Origin of the sequence: Mesorhizobium qingshengii (genome assembly GCF_900103325.1) — a bacterium.
GTDB lineage: Bacteria > Pseudomonadota > Alphaproteobacteria > Rhizobiales > Rhizobiaceae > Mesorhizobium > Mesorhizobium qingshengii.
The window spans coordinates 374551-393817 of sequence record NZ_FMXM01000005.1; the positions used below are offsets into that span (position 1 = coordinate 374551).

At 62.5% G+C, this 19267-nt stretch carries 21 protein-coding genes; 10 read left to right on the forward strand and 11 right to left on the reverse strand.

The window, feature by feature from the left end:
• Positions 1–27: 27 nt before the first annotated feature.
• Positions 28–489, reverse strand: coding sequence for a preQ(1) synthase (queF, locus tag BLS48_RS10880; RefSeq protein WP_091577460.1), 462 nt, complete (start codon positions 487–489; stop codon positions 28–30).
• 140 nt (positions 490–629) lie between these two features.
• On the opposite strand from queF, the gene BLS48_RS10885 reads away from it, so the two are divergent.
• Complete coding sequence (locus BLS48_RS10885) at positions 630–2675, forward strand: oxidoreductase (RefSeq protein ID WP_091577462.1); 2046 nt, start codon at positions 630–632, stop codon at positions 2673–2675.
• A gap of 141 nt (positions 2676–2816) precedes the next feature.
• On the opposite strand, the gene BLS48_RS10890 is transcribed toward BLS48_RS10885, so the two are convergent.
• Positions 2817–3224, reverse strand: coding sequence for a hypothetical protein (locus tag BLS48_RS10890; protein ID WP_091577463.1), 408 nt, complete (start codon positions 3222–3224; stop codon positions 2817–2819).
• A 114-nt stretch (positions 3225–3338) separates the two neighbouring features.
• Between BLS48_RS10890 and BLS48_RS10895 the strand changes: the two genes are divergently transcribed.
• Positions 3339–3767, forward strand: a complete 429-nt coding sequence (locus BLS48_RS10895) for a MarR family winged helix-turn-helix transcriptional regulator (RefSeq protein ID WP_091577465.1) — start codon at positions 3339–3341, stop codon at positions 3765–3767.
• 72 nt (positions 3768–3839) lie between these two features.
• Here the strand turns inward: BLS48_RS10895 and BLS48_RS10900 are convergent, their stop codons facing one another.
• Complete coding sequence (locus BLS48_RS10900; RefSeq protein WP_091577466.1) at positions 3840–5909, reverse strand: putative bifunctional diguanylate cyclase/phosphodiesterase; 2070 nt, start codon at positions 5907–5909, stop codon at positions 3840–3842.
• 310 nt (positions 5910–6219) lie between these two features.
• Here BLS48_RS10900 and BLS48_RS10905 point away from each other — a divergent pair, with 310 nt between their 5' ends.
• Both BLS48_RS10905 and tdh read left to right on the forward strand, forming a co-directional pair.
• Entirely contained in the window at positions 6220–7407 is a 1188-nt protein-coding gene (locus tag BLS48_RS10905; RefSeq protein WP_091577468.1) for a glycine C-acetyltransferase, read from the forward strand.
• Between the two features lie 52 nt (positions 7408–7459).
• Complete coding sequence (gene tdh / locus BLS48_RS10910; protein ID WP_091577470.1) at positions 7460–8494, forward strand: L-threonine 3-dehydrogenase; 1035 nt, start codon at positions 7460–7462, stop codon at positions 8492–8494.
• Positions 8495–8573: 79 nt separating this feature from the next.
• Here the strand turns inward: tdh and BLS48_RS10915 are convergent, their stop codons facing one another.
• Positions 8574–9011, reverse strand: a complete 438-nt coding sequence (locus BLS48_RS10915) for a MarR family winged helix-turn-helix transcriptional regulator (protein ID WP_091577614.1) — start codon at positions 9009–9011, stop codon at positions 8574–8576.
• Positions 9012–9132: 121 nt separating this feature from the next.
• Here BLS48_RS10915 and hmgA point away from each other — a divergent pair, with 121 nt between their 5' ends.
• The 5 genes from hmgA to BLS48_RS10940 all read left to right on the forward strand — a co-directional run bounded on the left by hmgA (position 9133) and on the right by BLS48_RS10940 (position 13272).
• A complete protein-coding gene (gene hmgA / locus BLS48_RS10920; RefSeq protein WP_091577472.1) occupies positions 9133–10446 on the forward strand; it encodes a homogentisate 1,2-dioxygenase in 1314 nt (437 codons plus the stop codon).
• Between the two features lie 11 nt (positions 10447–10457).
• Entirely contained in the window at positions 10458–11312 is an 855-nt protein-coding gene (locus tag BLS48_RS10925; protein WP_167365038.1) for an MBL fold metallo-hydrolase, read from the forward strand.
• A 90-nt stretch (positions 11313–11402) separates the two neighbouring features.
• On the forward strand, positions 11403–12416 hold the full coding sequence (locus tag BLS48_RS10930; RefSeq protein ID WP_091577476.1) for a fumarylacetoacetate hydrolase family protein: 1014 nt from the start codon (positions 11403–11405) through the stop codon (positions 12414–12416).
• Positions 12417–12431: 15 nt separating this feature from the next.
• Complete coding sequence (locus BLS48_RS10935) at positions 12432–12725, forward strand: hypothetical protein (protein ID WP_091577477.1); 294 nt, start codon at positions 12432–12434, stop codon at positions 12723–12725.
• Between the two features lie 4 nt (positions 12726–12729).
• Positions 12730–13272 carry a DinB family protein gene (locus BLS48_RS10940; RefSeq protein WP_091577479.1) on the forward strand — a complete coding sequence of 181 codons (543 nt, stop codon included), beginning with the start codon at positions 12730–12732 and terminating at the stop codon, positions 13270–13272.
• Positions 13273–13327: 55 nt separating this feature from the next.
• On the opposite strand, the gene hppD is transcribed toward BLS48_RS10940, so the two are convergent.
• Positions 13328–14437 (reverse strand): 4-hydroxyphenylpyruvate dioxygenase, encoded by a 1110-nt coding sequence (gene hppD, locus BLS48_RS10945; protein ID WP_091577480.1) that lies wholly within the window; start codon positions 14435–14437, stop codon positions 13328–13330.
• A gap of 138 nt (positions 14438–14575) precedes the next feature.
• Here hppD and BLS48_RS10950 point away from each other — a divergent pair, with 138 nt between their 5' ends.
• The gene (locus tag BLS48_RS10950) at positions 14576–15043 is read left to right on the forward strand and encodes an Lrp/AsnC family transcriptional regulator (protein ID WP_013896076.1); all 468 of its coding nucleotides are present in this window, start codon (positions 14576–14578) and stop codon (positions 15041–15043) included.
• A 10-nt stretch (positions 15044–15053) separates the two neighbouring features.
• On the opposite strand, the gene BLS48_RS10955 is transcribed toward BLS48_RS10950, so the two are convergent.
• The 6 genes from BLS48_RS10955 to aztA all read right to left on the reverse strand — a co-directional run bounded on the left by BLS48_RS10955 (position 15054) and on the right by aztA (position 19145).
• Positions 15054–15392 carry a protein tyrosine phosphatase family protein gene (locus BLS48_RS10955; RefSeq protein WP_091577482.1) on the reverse strand — a complete coding sequence of 113 codons (339 nt, stop codon included), beginning with the start codon at positions 15390–15392 and terminating at the stop codon, positions 15054–15056.
• Positions 15393–15459: 67 nt separating this feature from the next.
• On the reverse strand, positions 15460–15897 hold the full coding sequence (locus tag BLS48_RS10960) for a DUF6691 family protein (RefSeq protein WP_091577484.1): 438 nt from the start codon (positions 15895–15897) through the stop codon (positions 15460–15462).
• A gap of 4 nt (positions 15898–15901) precedes the next feature.
• Positions 15902–16324: a YeeE/YedE family protein gene (locus BLS48_RS10965; protein ID WP_091577616.1), complete on the reverse strand. Its 423-nt coding sequence runs from the start codon at positions 16322–16324 to the stop codon at positions 15902–15904.
• A 143-nt stretch (positions 16325–16467) separates the two neighbouring features.
• The gene (gene aztC, locus BLS48_RS10970) at positions 16468–17409 is read right to left on the reverse strand and encodes a zinc ABC transporter substrate-binding protein AztC (RefSeq protein ID WP_091577485.1); all 942 of its coding nucleotides are present in this window, start codon (positions 17407–17409) and stop codon (positions 16468–16470) included.
• Positions 17410–17442: 33 nt separating this feature from the next.
• Complete coding sequence (aztB, locus tag BLS48_RS10975; RefSeq protein WP_091577486.1) at positions 17443–18318, reverse strand: zinc ABC transporter permease AztB; 876 nt, start codon at positions 18316–18318, stop codon at positions 17443–17445.
• On the reverse strand, positions 18318–19145 hold the full coding sequence (aztA, locus tag BLS48_RS10980; protein WP_091577488.1) for a zinc ABC transporter ATP-binding protein AztA: 828 nt from the start codon (positions 19143–19145) through the stop codon (positions 18318–18320). The genes aztB and aztA overlap by 1 nt, the downstream gene beginning before the upstream one ends.
• Between the last annotated feature and the right edge of the window lie 122 nt (positions 19146–19267).

A 19267-nucleotide genomic window follows, 5' to 3' on the forward strand; every position in this document is an offset into this window, starting at 1 on the left:
CCGAATGTCGCTCTCAGAAACCGCCGCTCAGCCGCGCCCGCGATAGGGCGCGACGCCGGTGTCCGGCAGCCAAGCGCCTTCGGGCGGCGCGCCGGTCTGCCAGAACACATCGATCGGAATGCCGCCGCGCGGAAACCAGTAGCCGCCGACGCGCAGCCACAGCGGCTTGGTGGCCGCCACGATGCGGCGCCCGATCATCACCGTGCACTCCTCGTGGAAGGCGCCATGGTTGCGAAACGAGGTCATGAACAGTTTCAGCGACTTCGATTCCACCAGAGCCGCATCGGGCGCGTAGTCGATGACGATATGGGCGAAATCCGGCTGGCCGGTGACCGGGCAGAGCGAAGTGAATTCCGGGCAGGTGAAGCGCACGATGGCCGGCGGACCGTCGCCGCGCGAAAACGGAACGGTCTCCAGGACCGCCTGATCGGGGCTCTGTGGCGTCTCGACGTGTGCGCCGAGCTGGGTAAGGTCTTTGGTGATGGTCATGGGCGGTGGCCTTGTTTGGTTTTGCGGCTCATTAGCATCGGACCGAAAAGTGTGCAGCGGTTTTCGGATATATCCGGTGCTTAAATAGAAAATGGAGCAGCGCATGCCGCTCCAGCACAATTTGAAACAGCAGGAAGACGATGACCTCCAACGATCCGCTTCTCCAGCCCTACCAGCTCAAGCATCTGACGCTGAAGAACCGGGTGATGTCGACCAGCCACGAGCCAGCCTATTCGGAAGACGGCATGCCGAAGGAGCGCTACCGCCTCTACCATGCCGAAAAGGCCAAGGGCGGCATGGCGCTGACCATGACCGCCGGCTCGGCGATCGTCTCGCGCGACAGTCCGGCCGCCTTCGGCAATCTGCATGTCTATGACGACAGGATCGTGCCGTGGCTCACCGAGCTCACTGAGGCCTGTCATGAACATGACTGCAAGGTGATGATCCAGATCACCCATCTCGGCCGCCGCACCGGCTGGAACAAGGCCGACTGGCTGCCGGTGCTCTCGGCTTCGCCGGTGCGCGAGCCGGCGCATCGCGCCTTTCCCAAGACCATCGAGGACTGGGACATCGAGCGCATCGTCGCCGACTACGCTTCGGCTGCCCAGCGCTGCCATGCCGCCGGCCTCGACGGCATCGAGTTCGAGGCCTACGGCCATCTGATCGATGGCTTCTGGTCGCCGGCAACCAACCATCGCGATGATGAGTTCGGCGGCTCGCTCGATAACCGTCTGCGTTTCACCAACATGGTGCTCGATGCCGTGCGGGCGGCGGTCGGCGACAAATTCGTCGTCGGCATCCGGATGGTCGCCGACGAGGATTTCGAGAAGGGCCTGTCGAAGGAAGAGGGCGTCGAGATCGCCAAGCGGCTCGCCAACTCCGGCAAGGTCGATTTCCTCAACATCATCCGTGGCTCGATCGAGAGCGACGCGGCGCTGACCAAGGTCATCCCGGTGGCCGGCATGCGCTCTTCGCCACATCTCGATTTCGCCGGCGAGGTGAGGGCGGCGACAAAGTTCCCGACCTTCCATGCGGCACGGATTTCCGATGTCGCCACCGCGCGCCATGCCATCGCCACCGGCAAACTCGACATGGTCGGCATGACCCGCGCCCACATCGCCGATCCGCACATCATCCGCAAAGTCATGGAAGGCCGCGAGCACGAGATCCGCCCTTGTGTCGGCGCCACCTATTGTCTCGACCGCATCTATGAGGGCGGCGAAGCGCTGTGCATCCACAATGCGGCGACTGGCCGCGAGGCCGAGATTCCACACATCATCGTCAAGACCGAGGGGCCGAGAAGAAAGGTCATCGTCGTCGGTGCCGGCGCCGGCGGGCTGGAGGCGGCGCGTGTCGCAGCCGAGAGAGGCCATCACGTCACGATCCTGGAAGCATCGTCACAGGCGGGCGGGCAGGTGCGGTTGGCGACGCAGAACCCGCGCCGCAAGGAATTGATCGGCATCATCGACTGGCGGCTGGCCGAACTCGACCGGCTCGGCGTCGAGATCCGCTATGATACCTGGGCGGAGAAGGACGATGTTCTGGCGCTGGCGCCAGACGTGGTGGTGGTCGCAACCGGTGGCCTGCCGCAGAACCCGCCATTGACGGCTGGCGACAACCTTGTCACCTCGAGCTGGGACATCATGGCCGGCAGCGTCAAACCGGCCGAGAACGTGCTGCTCTATGACGACAACGGCGGCCATCAGGGCATGGGCGCGGCCGAATTGATCGCCAATGCCGGCTCGAAGCTCGAACTCGTTTCGCCGGAGCGCTTCTTCGCTCCCGAAATGGGCGGCATGAACCACGTGCCCTACATGCGCGCCTTCCAGGAAAAGGGCGTCACCATAACCATCAACACGCGGCTGCGCTCGGTGCGGCGCGAGGGCAATCAGCTGATCGCCGAACTGGCTTCGGATTTCGCCGACGGCTGGCGCGGCGAGCGGCGGGTCGACCAGGTGGTGGTCGAGCACGGCACGGCGCCGCTCGACGAGCTCTATCTGGCGCTTAAGCCGCTGTCGAAGAATGGCGGCGCGGTCGACTACGAGCGTCTGGTGAGCGGCGGCGATATTTTTCCGGCGCGCAACCCGCAAGGCGGCTTCATGCTGTTCAGGATCGGCGACGCGGTCGCCTCGCGTAACATCCATGCCGCCATCTATGACGGCATCAGGTTCGGCTTGCGGATCTGATCCCTCGTCGCGAGAATTGGTGGCGCGCGGTCGAACTTGCGTACGAGAGCCCGTGTACGGTGGCCTGACCGCGCGCCCGCACGTCGTTGGCTCGTTGCCAGACGACGCACGATTCTGTGAGGTTGGTTCGCGTGGTGCGCCTCAGAACATCCTGGCGGTGGCCATGCACAGCACCGTGACGACCAGCAGCCATGCGGCAATGCGTTCGCCAATTGCCATTCTGGCGCGCAGCTGCGTTTCGGTTTGCGCATTCGCGCCGGCAAGTCGCCTACTGGGCACCCTGACCATCGCGCCGAGTACGCCGGCGGCGGCGAAGGCGGCCAGAATGCCAAGCGCCAACACCATTTCCGTCGAACCGAAATAGCCGCCGTGGAAGAAATACCATAGCAGCGCTCCGGTCAGGAAAACCATGCCGGCCGCGCCCATCTGCGGGTGGATGAAGCGCTCGGCCCGGATATCGGGATCGCGCGCCAGCGTGATCGTGGTGCCTGCCCAGAATACGCCTGCCATGACATGAAGAGCGATGACGACGATGTAGACATATTGCATGACCGGATTCCTCTTTCGCCCGCCATGCGCGATAGTTAGATATCAAATGATTAGATGTCAATGTATAAACCGGAGCCAGTTCCATCCGCTGGGAACACCGTCTAGTGTCTGACAATGACGCCCTTTGACCGCCCGCCAGTCGGCATGAATCTCGGCCGCACCGCCAAGCTGGTTGCCCAGGCCTTCGACGCCGCCCTGGTCGAGGCTGGCGGTACATTGCCGGTCTGGCTCACTTTGCTGTCGGTCAAGTCGAGCACGCTAGCCAACCAGCGCGAGCTTGCCGGCATGATCGGCATCCAGGGGGCGACGCTGACCCACCATCTCAACGCGATGGAGGCACAGGGCCTGCTGACGCGCCGCCGCGATCCTGTCAATCGCCGGGTTCACCTGGTTGAACTGACTGAAGCCGGAGACGCGATGTTCGAGACATTGCGCAAGGCCGCGCTTGTCTTCGACAAGCGATTGCGTAAGGGATTGTCCGACGACAGGCTGGTGGAGTTTGCGCACGTGTTGGCGGCATTGCGGGCCAATGTCGAAGCATAGGCCGAATTTGGACAACGACATGCAGGAAGCGCGCCGCACGAATCCGTTCAAGCGCGAGGCATTAGGCAGTCCCTACGCCAGGCTTCCTTGCAGCACTGTCAGCTTGGCCTTCTTCGGCATGCGGGCTGTCAGCCATTCCAGCGCCTTGTCCTGCGGCATCGGGAAGGCGATGGAATAGCCCTGCACCTGGTCGCACCCGATCGCCATCAGCGAATCGAGTTCGGCCTCGGTTTCGGCGCCCTCGGCAACGATCGAGATGCCGAGGCCGCGCGCAAGTTCGGTGATGGCGCGCACGATCTTCGAGTTGTCGCCATTCTCATGGATGTTCTGGACGAAGCGGCGATCGATCTTCAGCCGGTCGATCTCGTTCGGGTTGACGTGGCTGAGCGATGCATAGCCGGTGCCGAAATCATCGAGTTCCAGATGGACGCCGGCGGCCCTGATGTGGCGCAGCTTTGCCGCGATGCCTGTCTTCTCGTCGTCGAGAATGACGGATTCGACGATCTCCAGCGACAGTTTCTGTGGCGGCAGGCCGGCCTTTTCCAACGTTTCGAACAGAAATGCATCGAAATCGTGCTCGCGCAGCTCGGTGCCCGAAACATTGACGGCAAGCCGCCCGAAGGCAATGCCTGCGCGGTTCCATTCGGCGGCTTCGTTGATCGCCTTGCTGATGACGATGCGGCCTATCTCAGGCATGAAGCCGCATTTCTCAGCGACCGGAATGAACTCGCCCGGTGCGATCATGCCGCGCTCGGCATGGTTCCAGCGCACCAGCGCCTCGATGCCGCTGATTGTTCCATCTGTCAGCGAAACCTGCGGCTGGAAATAGACCTGGAACGCCCGCTCGGAGATAGCGACCTTGATGTCGTGCTCGAGTTGCTTGCGATAGTCCAGTTCGCGGCGCAGCTCCTCGGAGAAGAACGAGAAGTTGCCGCCACCCATCTTCTTGGCGGAATAGAGCGCAAGATCGGCATGAACCAGCAGATCCTGCGCATTGTCCGCGTCGATCGGATAGACGGCGATGCCGGCGCTGGCCCCAGGCAGGATGGTCGTGCCCTGGAAGATGATCGGCTCGTTGATCTGCTCCAGGATTCGTCTGGCCAGCATGTTGATGTCTTCGGTGCCGCCGGCGCCGTTCAGGATCATCACGAATTCGTCGCCTCCAAGGCGCGCGCAGAGGTCCGACGCCCGGCAGGAATCGCGCATGCGCTGTGCCGTGACGACCAGCACATAGTCGCCGGCGGCATGGCCCAGCGTGTCGTTGATCTGCTTGAAGCGGTCGAGGTCGAGCTGGATCACCGCCAGCCGCTCGCGCCGGCGATGCGCGCCCTTGATCAGCGTGTCGAAATGATCCGTGAGGAAGGTGCGGTTGTGCAGCCCGGTCAGCCCGTCATGCACGGCAATGAAGGCCATCGAGTTGCGCGCGTCGACAAGTTCATGCGTCTTGCGCAGGATGGCCTTGGACATCGGCCGGAAGATGAACAGCGCAACCAGCACGATGACGCCGATGGTGGCGAAGAACAGGGTGCGGTGGAGGTCGAGCAGCTGTTCCGAGCGCGCATCGGCATAGGCGCTGATGCGTTGGCCAAGTGCCGCATAGCCCGACAGCGTGGCATTGGCGACGGAGGCGTCGAGATTGACGCGCTCGGCGCCGCCCTTGTAGCCCTCGCCGCTGTTTGCCAGCTTCGATTCGACCGATGAGATCAAGCGTTTGCCATTGGCAATCAGCCCGACCGAGAAGTAATCGAGGTGGAACGGCTTGGCGAAAAGCACATTTTCGATCGACTTGGGATCGAACCGTGCCTGCGACATCGGATCGGCGCCGGTCTGGTCGAGCAGGAGATCGTAACTCGTCTCGAATTCGGCGGTAGCCTGCTTGAGCGCGGCAACCAGCGCCGGCTGCTTGTCGGGCGATGCGGCGCCCGTCGCGCCGGCAAGGAAGACGATGCGCTGCGACAGCGCCTTTTGCGTGCTGACGATATTTTGCAACGTCTCATTGCGTTGCTGGGCGGCCATCATCTGCTGCAGAAGGATGAAGGAGGCCATCACCATGGCGGCAATGATCAGCAGCGCCAGCCAGTAGCCGCTCTTGATCAGCAGTATGAGCTTGCGCGAAACGCTATGCACTGGCTGCTGCGACATTTTCGGGGGCGGCCCTCTCGCCAACGGATTCCTGCTGTGGGGACCATTGGCCCGCAAATGTTAACAGGTCCGGAAATCGACAGCCGGCAGGCCGGCGCGAGACAGGGAAAGATCGCGAAATGGTTATCGGGTCCTTTCACGACGCGGCTGCATTTGAGCAATCATCGGCGGCCGCCACTGTCGATGCGTGGCTTGCGTGATCATCTGACGTTCGGGTTTGGTGCTGCCCAGCCACCGATCCGGTCGTTTTTGCGATGGATTTTTCATGCGGGCGGGACGACAGTCTGCCCACATCAAACGAGGCTCGATCATGACCGCAGCATTTCTCTCCCACATCGACAGCGAGCTTGCGGGGCTTAAATCGGCTGGCCTCTACAAATCCGAACGGGTGATCACATCGACCCAGTCGGCGCAGATCGAGGTCGGCGGGCAGAAGGTGCTGAACTTCTGCGCCAACAATTATCTCGGCCTCGCCGACAGCGCCGACTTGCGCGACGCCGCCAAGCAGGCGCTCGACCGCTATGGCTATGGGATGGCGTCGGTGCGCTTCATCTGCGGCACGCAGGAGGAGCACAAACAGCTCGAGGCGACGATTTCATCCTTCCTCGGCCTGGAAGACACCATCCTCTACGGCTCCTGCTTCGACGCCAATGGCGGCCTGTTCGAGACGTTGCTGGGGGAGGACGACGCGATCATTTCCGACGCGCTGAACCACGCCTCGATCATCGACGGCGTGCGGCTGTCGAAGGCCAAACGCTTCCGCTACGCCAACAACGACATGGCCGATCTCGAGGCCCGATTGAAGGAGGCCAGGGATTGCCGCTTCCGGCTGATCGCCACCGATGGCGTGTTTTCGATGGATGGCATCATCGCCAATCTGAAGGGGGTCTGCGATCTCGCTGACAAGTACGACGCCATGGTGATGGTCGACGACAGCCACGCGGTCGGCTTCGTTGGCAAGAACGGTCGCGGCTCGGCCGAGCATTGCGGCGTCGAGGGCAGGGTGGACATCATCACCGGCACGCTCGGCAAGGCGCTCGGCGGCGCATCCGGTGGTTATACCTCGGGTAAAAGCCAAGTGGTCGACTGGTTGCGCCAGCGCTCGAGGCCTTATCTCTTCTCCAACACGCTGATGCCGGCGATCGCCGGCGCCTCGATCAAGGTGTTCGAACTGGTCCGCAATGGCGATGCCTTGCGCGAGCGCCTCTATGCCAACGCGGCGCGGTTCAGGTCGCAGATGGGCAAGCTCGGCTTCACGCTGGCCGGCGCCGACCATCCGATCATCCCGGTGATGCTGGGCGATGCGAGCCTGGCGCAGGAGATGGCGGCTCGCATGCTGAAGCGCGGCATCTATGTCATCGGCTTTTCCTTCCCGGTGGTGCCGAAGGGGCAGGCACGCATCCGTACCCAGATGTCGGCCGCGCACTCCACCGCCGACATCGACCGCGCGGTGGAGGCGTTTGCCGCCGTCGGGCGTGAACTCGGGGTGATTTCCTGAAAGGCCGAAATCGAAAAGCGATTCCGGATCAAGAGATTCAAGGGACAATGACATGTCGAACATGATGAAGGCGCTGGTGAAGGCCAAGGCCGAACCGGGCATCTGGATGGAACAGGTGCCGGTGCCGGAGATCGGCCCCAATGATGTGCTGATCAAGATCAGGAAGACCGCGATCTGCGGCACTGACGTCCACATCTACAATTGGGACCAGTGGGCGCAGAAGACGGTGCCGGTACCGATGGTCACCGGCCATGAATTCGTCGGCACGGTCGCCGATTTCGGCGCCGCGGTCACTGAGTACAAGGTCGGCCAGCGTGTGTCGGGCGAAGGTCATATCGTCTGCGGCCACTGCCGCAACTGCCGCGCGGGCAGGGGGCATCTCTGCCGCAACACGCTTGGGGTCGGTGTCAATCGGCCGGGCGCCTTCGGCGAGTATCTGGCGATCCCGCAGCACAATGTGGTGCCGATCCCCGACGACGTGCCGGACGAGATCGCCGCGATCTTCGATCCCCTGGGCAATGCGGTCCACACCGCATTGTCCTTCGATCTGGTCGGCGAGGATGTGCTGGTTACCGGCGCCGGGCCGATCGGCATCATGGGCGCGCTCGTCGCCCAATGCGTGGGTGCGCGAAAGGTGGTGATCACCGACATCAACCCGGTGCGGCTTGCGCTGGCGAAGAAGCTCGGCGTCCAGCATGTCGTCGATGCCTCCAAGGAAAGACTGCGCGATGTGATGCCGGCGCTCGGCATGACCGAGGGTTTTGATGTCGGTCTCGAAATGTCGGGCGCCGCACCCGCCTTCCGCGACATGATCGACACCATGAACAATGGTGGCAAGATCGCGATCCTCGGCATCGCCCCGACCGGCTTCGAGATCGACTGGAACAAGGTCATCTTCAAGATGCTTCACCTCAAGGGCATCTACGGCCGCGAGATGTTCGAGACCTGGTACAAGATGATCGCGCTGGTGCAGGGGCCGCTCGACGTGACCGGCCTGATCACCCACCGCATCGGCATCGACGATTTCCAGATCGGCTTCGATGCAATGCGCAGCGGCAGTTCGGGCAAGGTGGTGATGGATTGGTGAGGCAATTGGTCGAATGCAGGGCCGGGGAGAACTCTTCGGCAGCGATCCGTCGCGCCAACATGCCATTTCTGTTGCCGGCTTAACCTTTGCCCAGCGCGCCCTCCAGCGCAGCCAATCCATCGCTGATCGCTGCGCGCTCGCTGGCGCTCAGCTTTGCCAGCAGTTCCCGCTCGAAGGCCTTCGCCAGCGGCACCATTTCGCGATAGGCGGCAAGCCCGGCCTTGGTCAGTGTCAGATGTTCGACGCGGCGATCGTTTTCGTCAGTGGTTCGGGTGAGCCAGCGCCGCCGTTCGAGTTCGGCGACGGCGCGTGACACCTTGGTCTTGTGCATGGCCGACTGCTCGCCGAGTGCTGTCGCGGTCATTGTGCCGCGCTGTCCCAATCCGGAAAGGGTACGCCATTCGGGCCGGGTCAGGCCATGGCGGTCCTTGTAGACCTTCGAGAATTCGCGGCTAACCGCGTCGGCAAGACGATAGAGCCGGTAGGGCAGGAAACTCTCGAGTTCGAGGACGTCCATCGGTTCGAATTCCGGCACATCGCAAGATTGATAGTTACATTTTCAATGGTTACAAATGAAACCAGTTTGGTCAATCCATCAGGACGCGCCGCGTCTTCCTGGATGCGCAAGGGAGGAAGCGATGGCCTTTTCCTATATGCCGGGCTTCGGCAACGACTTCGAAACCGAAATGCTGCCCGGCTCGCTGCCACAGGGGCGGAACTCTCCGCAGCGGCCGGCCTACGGCCTCTATGCCGAACAGCTCTCGGGCTCGCCCTTCACTGCCCCGCGCGGCACCAATGAGCGCTCCTGGCTCTATCGCATCCGGCCGAGCGTCAAGCACACCGGCCGTTTCAAGGTGGCGAGCTACTCCCTGTGGAAGAGCGCGCCCAATGTCGGCGATCATGAACTGGCGCTCGGCCAGTATCGCTGGAATCCGGTGCCGATGCCTGAGGAACCGACGGACTTCATCGCCGGCATGCGCAGCATAACCACGGCCGGCGACGTGCTCGGCCAGACCGGCATGGCGGCACACGTCTATGTCGCCAACCGCTCGATGGTCGACGACCATTTCTTCAACGCCGACGGCGAATTGCTGGTCGTGCCGCAGGTCGGCGCCTTGCGCTTTGTCACCGAGATGGGTGTCATTGAACTGAGACCAGGCGAGATCGCCGTGCTGCCGCGTGGCCTCGTCTTCAAGGTGGAACTGGTCGATGCCGAAGTGCGCGGCTATGTCTGCGAGAATTACGGCGCCAAGCTGACGCTGCCCGATCGAGGCCCGATCGGCGCCAATTGCCTGGCCAATCCGCGCGATTTCAAGACGCCTTGCGCCTGGTTCGAGGAGAAGGAAACGCCGTGCCGGCTGACTGTGAAATGGTGCGGCAATTTCCATGTCACCGAGATAGGCCATTCGCCGCTCGACGTTGTCGCCTGGCACGGCAACTACGCGCCCTACAAATACGATCTGGCGACCTTTTCGCCGGTCGGCGCCCTGCTTTTCGACCATCCCGATCCGTCGATCTTCACGGTGCTGACCGCGCCGAGCGGCGAGGAGGGCACCGCCAACATCGACTTCGTCATCTTTCCGCCGCGTTGGCTGGTGGCCGAAGACACGTTCCGGCCGCCCTGGTATCACCGCAACATCATGAGCGAGTTCATGGGCCTGATCCATGGCCAGTACGATGCCAAGGAAGAAGGCTTCGTTCCTGGCGGCATCAGCCTGCACAATCTGATGCTGGCCCATGGGCCGGATGCGCCTGGCTTTGAAAAGGCCTCGCGCGCGGACCTGAAACCCGTCAAGCTCGACAACACCATGGCTTTCATGTTCGAGACCCGATTCCCGCAGATGCTGACCCGCTACGGTGCCGAACTCGAAACCCGGCAGGACAATTACATCGACTGCTGGGCAAACCTGAAGAAGCGCTTCAACGGTACGCCCGAGGGCGACTGGTCTTGAGCGGTGAGCCAATGCCGGATCGGCTGGTGCTGCTGGGCTCGAAGGGCGGTCCGGCGCTGCGGCCCGGCGGACCATGGCCGAGTTCCTCGCTGCTGCGGATCGGCGGCCGCAAAATCGTCGTCGACTGCGGGCTTGGCGTGACGCGCGGCCTCGTCGACACTGGCATCAGCCTGAAGGCGCTCGATCTGATCTTCATCACCCACCTGCATTCCGATCATGTGCTGGAACTGGGGCCTTTGCTTCACACCGCCTGGACGGCGGGTCTGGCCACGCCAGTCGGCGTGTTCGGCCCGCCCGGCACGGGCCACTATTGGCAGCGCTTTTGTCAGGCGATGGAATTCGACATCGAGATCCGCATTGTCGATGAGGGCCGGCCGGATATCCGCGAGTTGGTTTCGATCGTCGAACTCGGCGAAGGCCAGGTGGTCGAGCAGCGCGGCCTGGAGGTTTCGGCGCTGCGCGTCGACCATCCGCCGGTGACCGACTGTTTTGCGCTGCGCTTTGAGCATGGCGGGAAAAGCGTGGTGTTTTCCGCAGATACAGCCTGCTTTCCGCCACTCGCCGATTTTGCTGAAGGTGCTGACATTCTGGTCCATGAAGCCATGCTGGAGGAAGGCATCGAGCGGCTGGTGGCCAGAACCGGCAATGGCGCGCGCCTGAAGGAACATCTGCTCGCCAGCCACAGCTTTGCCCAGGAGGCTGGACGCATCGCCAGTGAAGCTGGTGTGAGGAGGCTGGTGCTCAATCACCTCATACCGGCCGACGATCCAGAGATCGGCGAAGCCGACTGGATTGCCGCTGTCAGGAAAACATGGGCCGGCGACTTGACGATCGCCAGTGACGGCCTTGTTGTGGAACTCGCATGATCCCTGAAAGTGGGAACCGGTTTTCGGAAAGATCATGCGTGAAGCAAAAATCCAAAGCGGCGCCAAAGCCGTATCAGGAGAGGAAACCGCATGAAGCTTGCCACCTTGAAGGACGGGACGCGCGACGGAAAACTCGTCGTCGTCTCGCGCGACCTGACGCAGTACACCGATGCCTCGTTCCTGGCGCGCACGCTGCAGGCGGCGCTCGACGACTGGCGCCGCATCGCGCCGCACCTCGCGACACTAGCGGAATCGCTGGAAACCAATGCGGTGCCGTCAGCCCGCTTTCACGAACATGACGCGCATTCGCCGCTGCCGCGCGCCTATCAATGGGCCGATGGCTCCGCCTACGTGAACCATGTCGAGCTGGTGCGGAAGGCACGCGGCGCCGAGATGCCGGCAAGTTTCTGGACCGATCCACTGATCTACCAGGGCGGTTCCGACGGTTTCGTTCCGCCGCGCGACCCGATCCGCATGGCCGACGAAGCCTTCGGCATCGACATGGAGGCGGAAGTCGCCGTTGTTGTCGACGACGTGCCGATGGGCGCAAGCCTCGATGAAGCGCGCGCCGCGATCCGGCTGGTCATGCTGGTCAATGATGTGACGCTGCGCGCGCTCACCGGGCCGGAACTGGCCAAGGGATTCGGCTTCTTTCAATCAAAGCCGTCCTCGGCCTTCTCTCCGGTCGCGGTGACGCCGGACGAACTGGGTGACGCCTGGGATGGCGGCAAGGTGAGCTTGCCGCTGCTCGCCGATCTCAACGGCAAGCCGTTCGGCCGGGCCAATGCCGGTATCGATATGACCTTCGATTTTCCGGCATTGATCGTTCACGCCGCCAGGACAAGACCATTGACCGCCGGCACCATCATCGGCTCTGGCACCGTGTCCAACAAACTCGACGGCGGGCCGGGCAAGCCGGTGTCGGCGGGCGGCGCCGGCTATTCCTGCATCGCCGAGCTGCGTATGATCGAGACCATAGAGAGCGGCGAACCGAGAACGCCATTCCTGCGCTTCGGCGACACGGTCCGCATCGAGATGAAGGACAAGGCCGGGCACTCTATCTTCGGCGCCATCGAGCAGAAGGTCGAGAAATACGAGGGGTAGGGGCGGAGTAATGGAATGAAGGGCGAGGCATTCTATCTTCTGTGCGGCGTCTGGGCGATCGCCATCCTGGTCGTCTTCATCCTTGCGATCCGGCTGAGCTATCGCATCGAGTCACGCTCGCCGGACCTGACCAACCGCGGCGGCTTTCCCCGCAAGGCGATGTTGTTCCACACCATCACAAACATGAAAGTCTCGCGGGACGAGCAAACGCAAGCCATGCGGCGGCGCATGAATGGGCTGCTGCTGATCGATCTCGCAGGATTTGCACTTCTATGGGCGGGTTTGTATTTGGCTCGCTCGACGGGGTAAAATCATGAACCTGCTCGATCATCTGCGTCGCATGGCCGGCAACAATCTCTGGTCGAACGACCGGCTCTATCGCGCTGTTCTGTCACTGCAACCCGGTGAGTTCGAAGCCGATCGCACCAGCTTTTTCCCGTCGATCAAGGCGACGCTCAACCACATCCTTGCGGTCGATCTTCTGTATCTCGATTTTCTGGAAGAGGGCGGTGTCGGCGCTTCCGCCTACGATGATTTCGTGCACTTCGACGCGGCGCAGGAACTCTATGCCGCCCAGCTTGCCGCTGACCGGCGGCTGATCGCTTTTTGCGATCGGCTCTCGGCAACCGATCTCGACCGCCGCGTCGTCACCGACCGGCGCGAGGACGGCATGATCCCCGAGCGCATCGGCGACATCCTCGCGCATGTCTTCCTGCACGACATCCATCACCGCGGCCAGGTGCACGCGATGCTGTCCGGCACGTCGGTCAAGCCGCCGCAGCTCGACGAGTTCCTGCTCGACTACGATCTAAAGCTGAGAGCGAAAGAGGTCGAGCGGCTGGGGCTCGAGATCTGATTTCGCGCATGATCCCAACCAGGGAGCATGCGCAATCCGCTCGACCTGAAATCTGTTACGCCGCCTGGACCTTGATCACGCCGCGCTTGATCTGGTCCTGCTCGATCGATTCGAACAGCGCGCGGAAATTGCCCTCGCCAAAGCCTTCGTCGCCCTTGCGCTGGATGAACTCGAAGAAGATCGGGCCAATCACGGTCTTGGAGAAGATCTGCAGCAGGATCTTGGTCATGCCACCGTCGACCACGCCTTCGCCGTCGATCAGGATGCCGTGCTTCTTCATCCGCTCTATCGGCTCGTCATGGCCGTTCACCCTGGCATAGGACATGTCGTAATAGGTTTCCGGCGGTCCGGGCATGAACTTCAGCCCGTTGGCGGCTAGCTTGTCGGTGGCCTCGTAGATCTCATCCGTGCCAACGGCTATGTGCTGGATGCCTTCGCCATTGTACTTCTTCAGATACTCGGCGATCTGGCTGGTCTCGTCCTTGGATTCGTTGAGCGGAATGCGGATCTTGCCGCAGGGCGAGGTGATGGCACGGCTGACCAGTCCGGTGATCTTGCCATCGATGTCGAAAAAATGGATCTGCTTGAAGCCGAACAAATTGCGGTAGAAATCCCACCATTTGTCCATCTGGCCGCGATAGACATTGTGGGTGAGGTGGTCGAGGTAGTAGAAGCCGACGCCTTGCGGCCACGGGTCGCGCGCACCCAGCCATTCGAACTCGGCGTCATAGGCCGAGCCCTTCTTGCCATAAGTCTCGATGAAATAGAGCAGCGAGCCGCCGATGCCGACAATTGCCGGCACATCGAGAGCCTTGTCGCTGCCTTCGTAGGGCGTGGCACCCTTGGCAACGGCGTGATCGAAAGCATGCTTGGCATCGACCACCCGCCAAGCCATCGAGGCGGCGCATGGTCCGTGCTTGTCGGCAAACTTCATCGCATGTGAGCCGGGCTCGGCATTGACGACATAGTTGATGTCGCCCTGGCGCCAGACGGTGATGTTCTTCGTGCGGTGCTTCGCCACCGCCACATAGCCCATGCGGGTGAACAGCTCGGCCAGCTTCTCTGGTTCAGGATGCGCGAATTCGACGAATTCGAAGCCATCGGTGCCGGCCGGGTTGTCCTTGCTGATCTTGGCGGGCGGGGCGTCGTGCGGAAAAGGACCCATGATATTCCTCCGGAAGCTGGCTTGGCCTGAAACGGCCATTTAACGCCATGATACCGCGGACGGGTTGCATGGTGCTTGCATTCAAATGCTTGAAATGATCATCTCGTGCGCGAAGTGTGCATGATGTGAGGAAAAACCATGGATGAGGCGCGCATTGATCAGTTTGATCGCAAGATAATGGCGCTCTTGCAGGGCGACGCGCGATTGACCAACAACGATCTATCGGAGCGGGTGAACCTGTCGGCGTCGCAATGCTCGCGCCGCCGCCAGCGGCTGGAGGAAGACGGCTATATCAAGGGCTATCGCGCTGTGCTCGACCGCGACAAGCTAGGCTTCTCGCTGGTCAACGTCATCTCGGTGACATTGGCCACCCACAACCGCGACAACGCGCGGCGCTTCGGCGAATTGGTAGCGCGGCTGCCGGAGGTGCAGGAGGCGCACGCGCTGACCGGCGAGATGGATTACATCCTGAAAGTCGTGACCCCTGACCTGAAGTCGCTGTCGGAATTCGTCAACGGCGTGCTGTTGCCGCATGAATCCGTGCAGCATGTAAAGACCGCGATCGTGCTCGAAACGCTGAAGGAAACCGGCGCCTTGCCGATTTGACCTTAGGCCGTCACCCCTTCGACTGCTGGATCAGCCCGTAGAGGTTGGTGCAGCGTGCCCCGGAGCGACAATAGGCGAAGACCGGGCCGTCGAGTTCATCGAGCGCCTCGGCCTGATCCTCGACATTCTCGGCCGTGATCTGGCCGCTGATCACGGGGATATAGCGGAAGGCGAGACCGGCGGCTTCCACCGCCGCCTTGACGGTATCGGCTGAAGGTTGGCCTGGCTGCTCGTCATCCGGCCGGTTGCAGATGACGCTCTTGAAGCCGGCTTCCTTGATGGCGACGACGTCTTCGGGCTGGATCTGGCCCGAGACCGAATAGTCCTCGCTGATCTCACGATATTCCATTACGATGTCCTCGCGATCTGATTTGGCGGGAGTCTTGCCACTCCCTGACGTGGCCGGCAACTGAATCCTATGTCGCAGCCGGCTGGGCGAGGCGCGCCCGGGCAAAGCGCGCAACGATGATGCCGGCGATCACCGCCGCGACGAAGATCGGTGTTGCGGAATAGCCGAGACCAAGCGCAGGGATGGCACCGCCGGGGCAGAAGCCGGCAATGCCCCAGCCGATGCCGAAGACGGCGGCGCCGCCGACCAGCTCCGCGTCGATTGCGCGTTTCGTTGGCAGCGCGAAGGCGGTTTCGAACACAGGCGCCTTGCGGCGGCGGAACACCAGGCGGTAACCGGCGAAGGCGATGGCGAGGCCGCCGCCCATGACGAAGATCAGGCTTGGATCCCAGGTGCCGGCAAGATCGAAGAAGTTCAGCACCTTGGCTGGGTTGATCATTCCGGAAACGGTAATGCCGAGGCCGAAGACGCCGCCAATCAGGAAGGCCGAGACGAGCTTGCTCATGGCCTCAGCCCCCGATCACGTGGCGAACAAGGAACACGGTGGCGAAGGCGGTCATCATGAAGGTCGCGACGGCAATGATGGAGGGTGGCGACAGCCGCGCCATGCCGCAAATGCCGTGGCCGCTCGGGCAGCCGCCGCCGAAATGCACGCCGATGCCGACCAGGAAGCCGCCACCGACAAGAGCCAGCGTCGGCACCGGCACGCTGAAGGCGATGTGCCCGCCAATGGCTTGATAGAGAAGTGGCGCCACCACGGCGCCGGCGAGAAAGGCGGCCCGCCAAAGCCATTCAGAAGCAAGCGGCGGGATGACGCCGGTCAGGATGCCGGTCATCCCGGCAATCCGGCCATGCAACGCCATCAAAAGCACTGCCGACAGGCCGATGAGGGCGCCGCCAAGCAGCGACTGGAAGGGCGTGGAGTCTGTCATGGCAACGCTTTCGATCCGCGGTCGATCCGCGCGGATCGATACCAGAGCGCAGATAGACTTTTCCGGCGGAGAATCCAACTCGCGCTGCCCGGAGCGGAAACGGAAAAGCGGAGATTGGCTCCGCCTTTCCGAGGCGGCCCGCGTCAGCTGCCGAGAATGGCGCCTTTGATCTGACGGATGTTGTTGTGCATCATGTCGATATAGGTCGAAGCCGGGCCATCGGGCTGCGACAACGCATCCGAATAGAGCGTGCCGCCTACCTTGATGCCGGTTTCGCTGGCGATCTGCTCGATCAGGCGCGGGTTGGTGATGTTCTCGACGAAGATCGCCGCGGCCTTGTCCTGCTTCACCTGGGTGACCAGCTTGGCGACGTCGGCCGCCGACGGTTCGGAGTCGGTCGAGATGCCTTGCGGGGCGAGGAAGATCAGGCCGTATTCGTGTTCGAAATAGCCGAAGGCGTCGTGCGAGGTGATGACCACGCGCTTCTCCTCGGGGATCGACTGGATCGCGGCTTTCACTTCGCCCTCCAGCGCATCGAGTTTCTTGATGTAGGCGGCGGCGTTGGTCTCGTAGCTGACACAGCCCTCGGAGTCGGCCGCGCAGAAGGCTTCGGCGATGTTGTTCACATAGATCCTGGCATTGGCGATCGACTGGAAGGCGTGCGGATCGGTGACCGTCTTGCCGCCGCCGGTACCGGCGCCCTCGGCCGCGTCGGCGTCGGCGAATTCAGGTTTGAAATCGATCGGCGTCACGCCCTTGGTCAGGGTGACGATCGATGCCTTGGTGGCGCTGGCATCGACCAGCCGCTGCAGAAATCCTTCGAAATGCAGGCCGTTGACCAGCACGATGTCGGCCTTGGCCATGGCCACCGCGTCGGTCGGGCTCGGTTCATACACATGAGCGTCGCCATCCGGCCCGACGATGGTGGTCACATCGATGCGGTCGCCGCCGACATTTTTGGCGAAATCGGCGATGACGGTGAAGCTGGCGACCACTTTCAGCGGTGCCGCGAAAGCCGACGATGTGCCGAAGGCGATTAATGTTATAACGCTCATTGCCAGGGCGGCACGGATCGATTTCAGCATAAGCGGGTCTCCTTCTAGGGGGATGGGTGAGGATCAGGCCGTTCTGTGGCGGTGATGGATGATGCGCGAGCGCAAAATGCCGCGCGTGCCGAACAGGATCGAGGCGAAATAGACGACGCCGGCGGACAGGATGATGGCCGGGCCGGACGGCAGCGACGCGTGATAGGACAAGAGCAGCCCGGCGACGCAGGAAGCAAAGCCGATCAGCACCGCCAGCACGCACATCGGCTCGACGCGCACGGTCCAGAAGCGGGCGGCGGCGGCGGGCAGCATCATCAGTCCGACTGACAGCAAGGTACCGAGCGCCTGGAAGCCGCCGACGAGGTTCAGCACGACGAGGCCGAGAAAGATGAAATGCACAGGGCTCCCCAAGCGGCTAACCGAACGCAGGAACAGCGGATCGAGGCACTCGGCGACCAGTGCCCGCCAGAAGATGGCGAGGCTGACCAAAGTCACCGCGACGATGCCGCCGATCAGCGTCAGCGCTTCATTGTTGAGCGCCAGCACGGTGCCGAACAGCACATGCATGAGATCGACGCTTGAGCCGCGGATCGACACCATCAGCACACCGATGGCGAGTGAAATCAGATAGAAGGCCGCCATCGAGGCATCCTCGCGCTGGATGGTGAAGCGCGAGACAGCACCGGCGCCGAGCGCGACGACGATGCCGGCGATCAGGCCGCCAATGGTCATCGGCAGGATTTCCAGCCCATAGAGCAGGAAGCCGGCGGCCGCACCCGGAAGAATGGCATGCGCCATGGCGTCGCCCGACAGGCTCATGCGCCGCAGCATCAGGAAGACGCCGACCGGGCAAGCCCCGAGCGACAGCATCAGCGAGCCGACAAGTGCCCGCTGCATGAAGCCGAAGTCGGCGAACGGCGCGATGAAGAGACCGTAAAGCATGTCCATCAGGCAGCCCTCGGCCCGGCGCCGTGATGGTGATCATGGCTATGATCATGTGCATGCCCATGCCCATGACTGTGATCATGGGCATGATCGTGGCCCTCCGGCTCGCACCAGGGCGCGTTCTCTTCCCAGGCCTCGTGGAAGCGGCGGGCGCGCAGCAGGTTTTCCGGCTTCAGTGTCTCCCTGGTCTCGCCCCATGCGATTGGCTGGCGCGCCAGCAGCAGCGTTTCGGGGAAATTCTGGCGCACCAGGTCCAGATCATGGACCACCACCATGATGGTGCGTTCCTCGCCATGCCAGCGCTTGATCAGTGCGATCAGGTCGCCCACCGTCTTGGCGTCGACGGCGTTGAACGGCTCGTCGAGCAGGATGAGGTTGGCGTCTTGCAACAGCACGCGGGCAAACAGCGTCCGCTGCAATTGGCCGCCCGACAGAGTGTCGATCGGACGTTTTTCGAAGCCGCCGAGGCCGACCGCCATCAGCGCCTGGCTGACGTCATCGCGATCTTCCTTGGTGTAGCGGCCGAGCAGGCCGCGTCTCGGCCACAGGCCAAGCGAGACCAGATCGACGACGCGGGCGGGAAAGGAGCGGTCGAGTTCCGATTGCTGCGGCAGGTAGGCGGCACGCACCCCGGGCGCACGGATGACCTCGCCGGCCATCGGTTTCAAGACGCCGACAATGCCTTTCATCAGCGTCGATTTGCCGGAGCCGTTGGCGCCGACCACGGCTGTCAGCGAGCCCTTGCGGATGGTGCCGTCGAGATGATGGATCGCCGGGTGGCTGCCGTAGCCAAGCGTCAGGTCGCGGAATGTCAGGCAGGTCTGGGTCATGTCGTTCCATGGGGGCGGCGAAATCCGGCTGCTGCCAGCGATCGATTGGATATGTGATGTTATTACATTAGTCAACAAGCCGCTCGAGTGGAGTTTCTGCTGCCGGGTCAACTTGCTGTGTT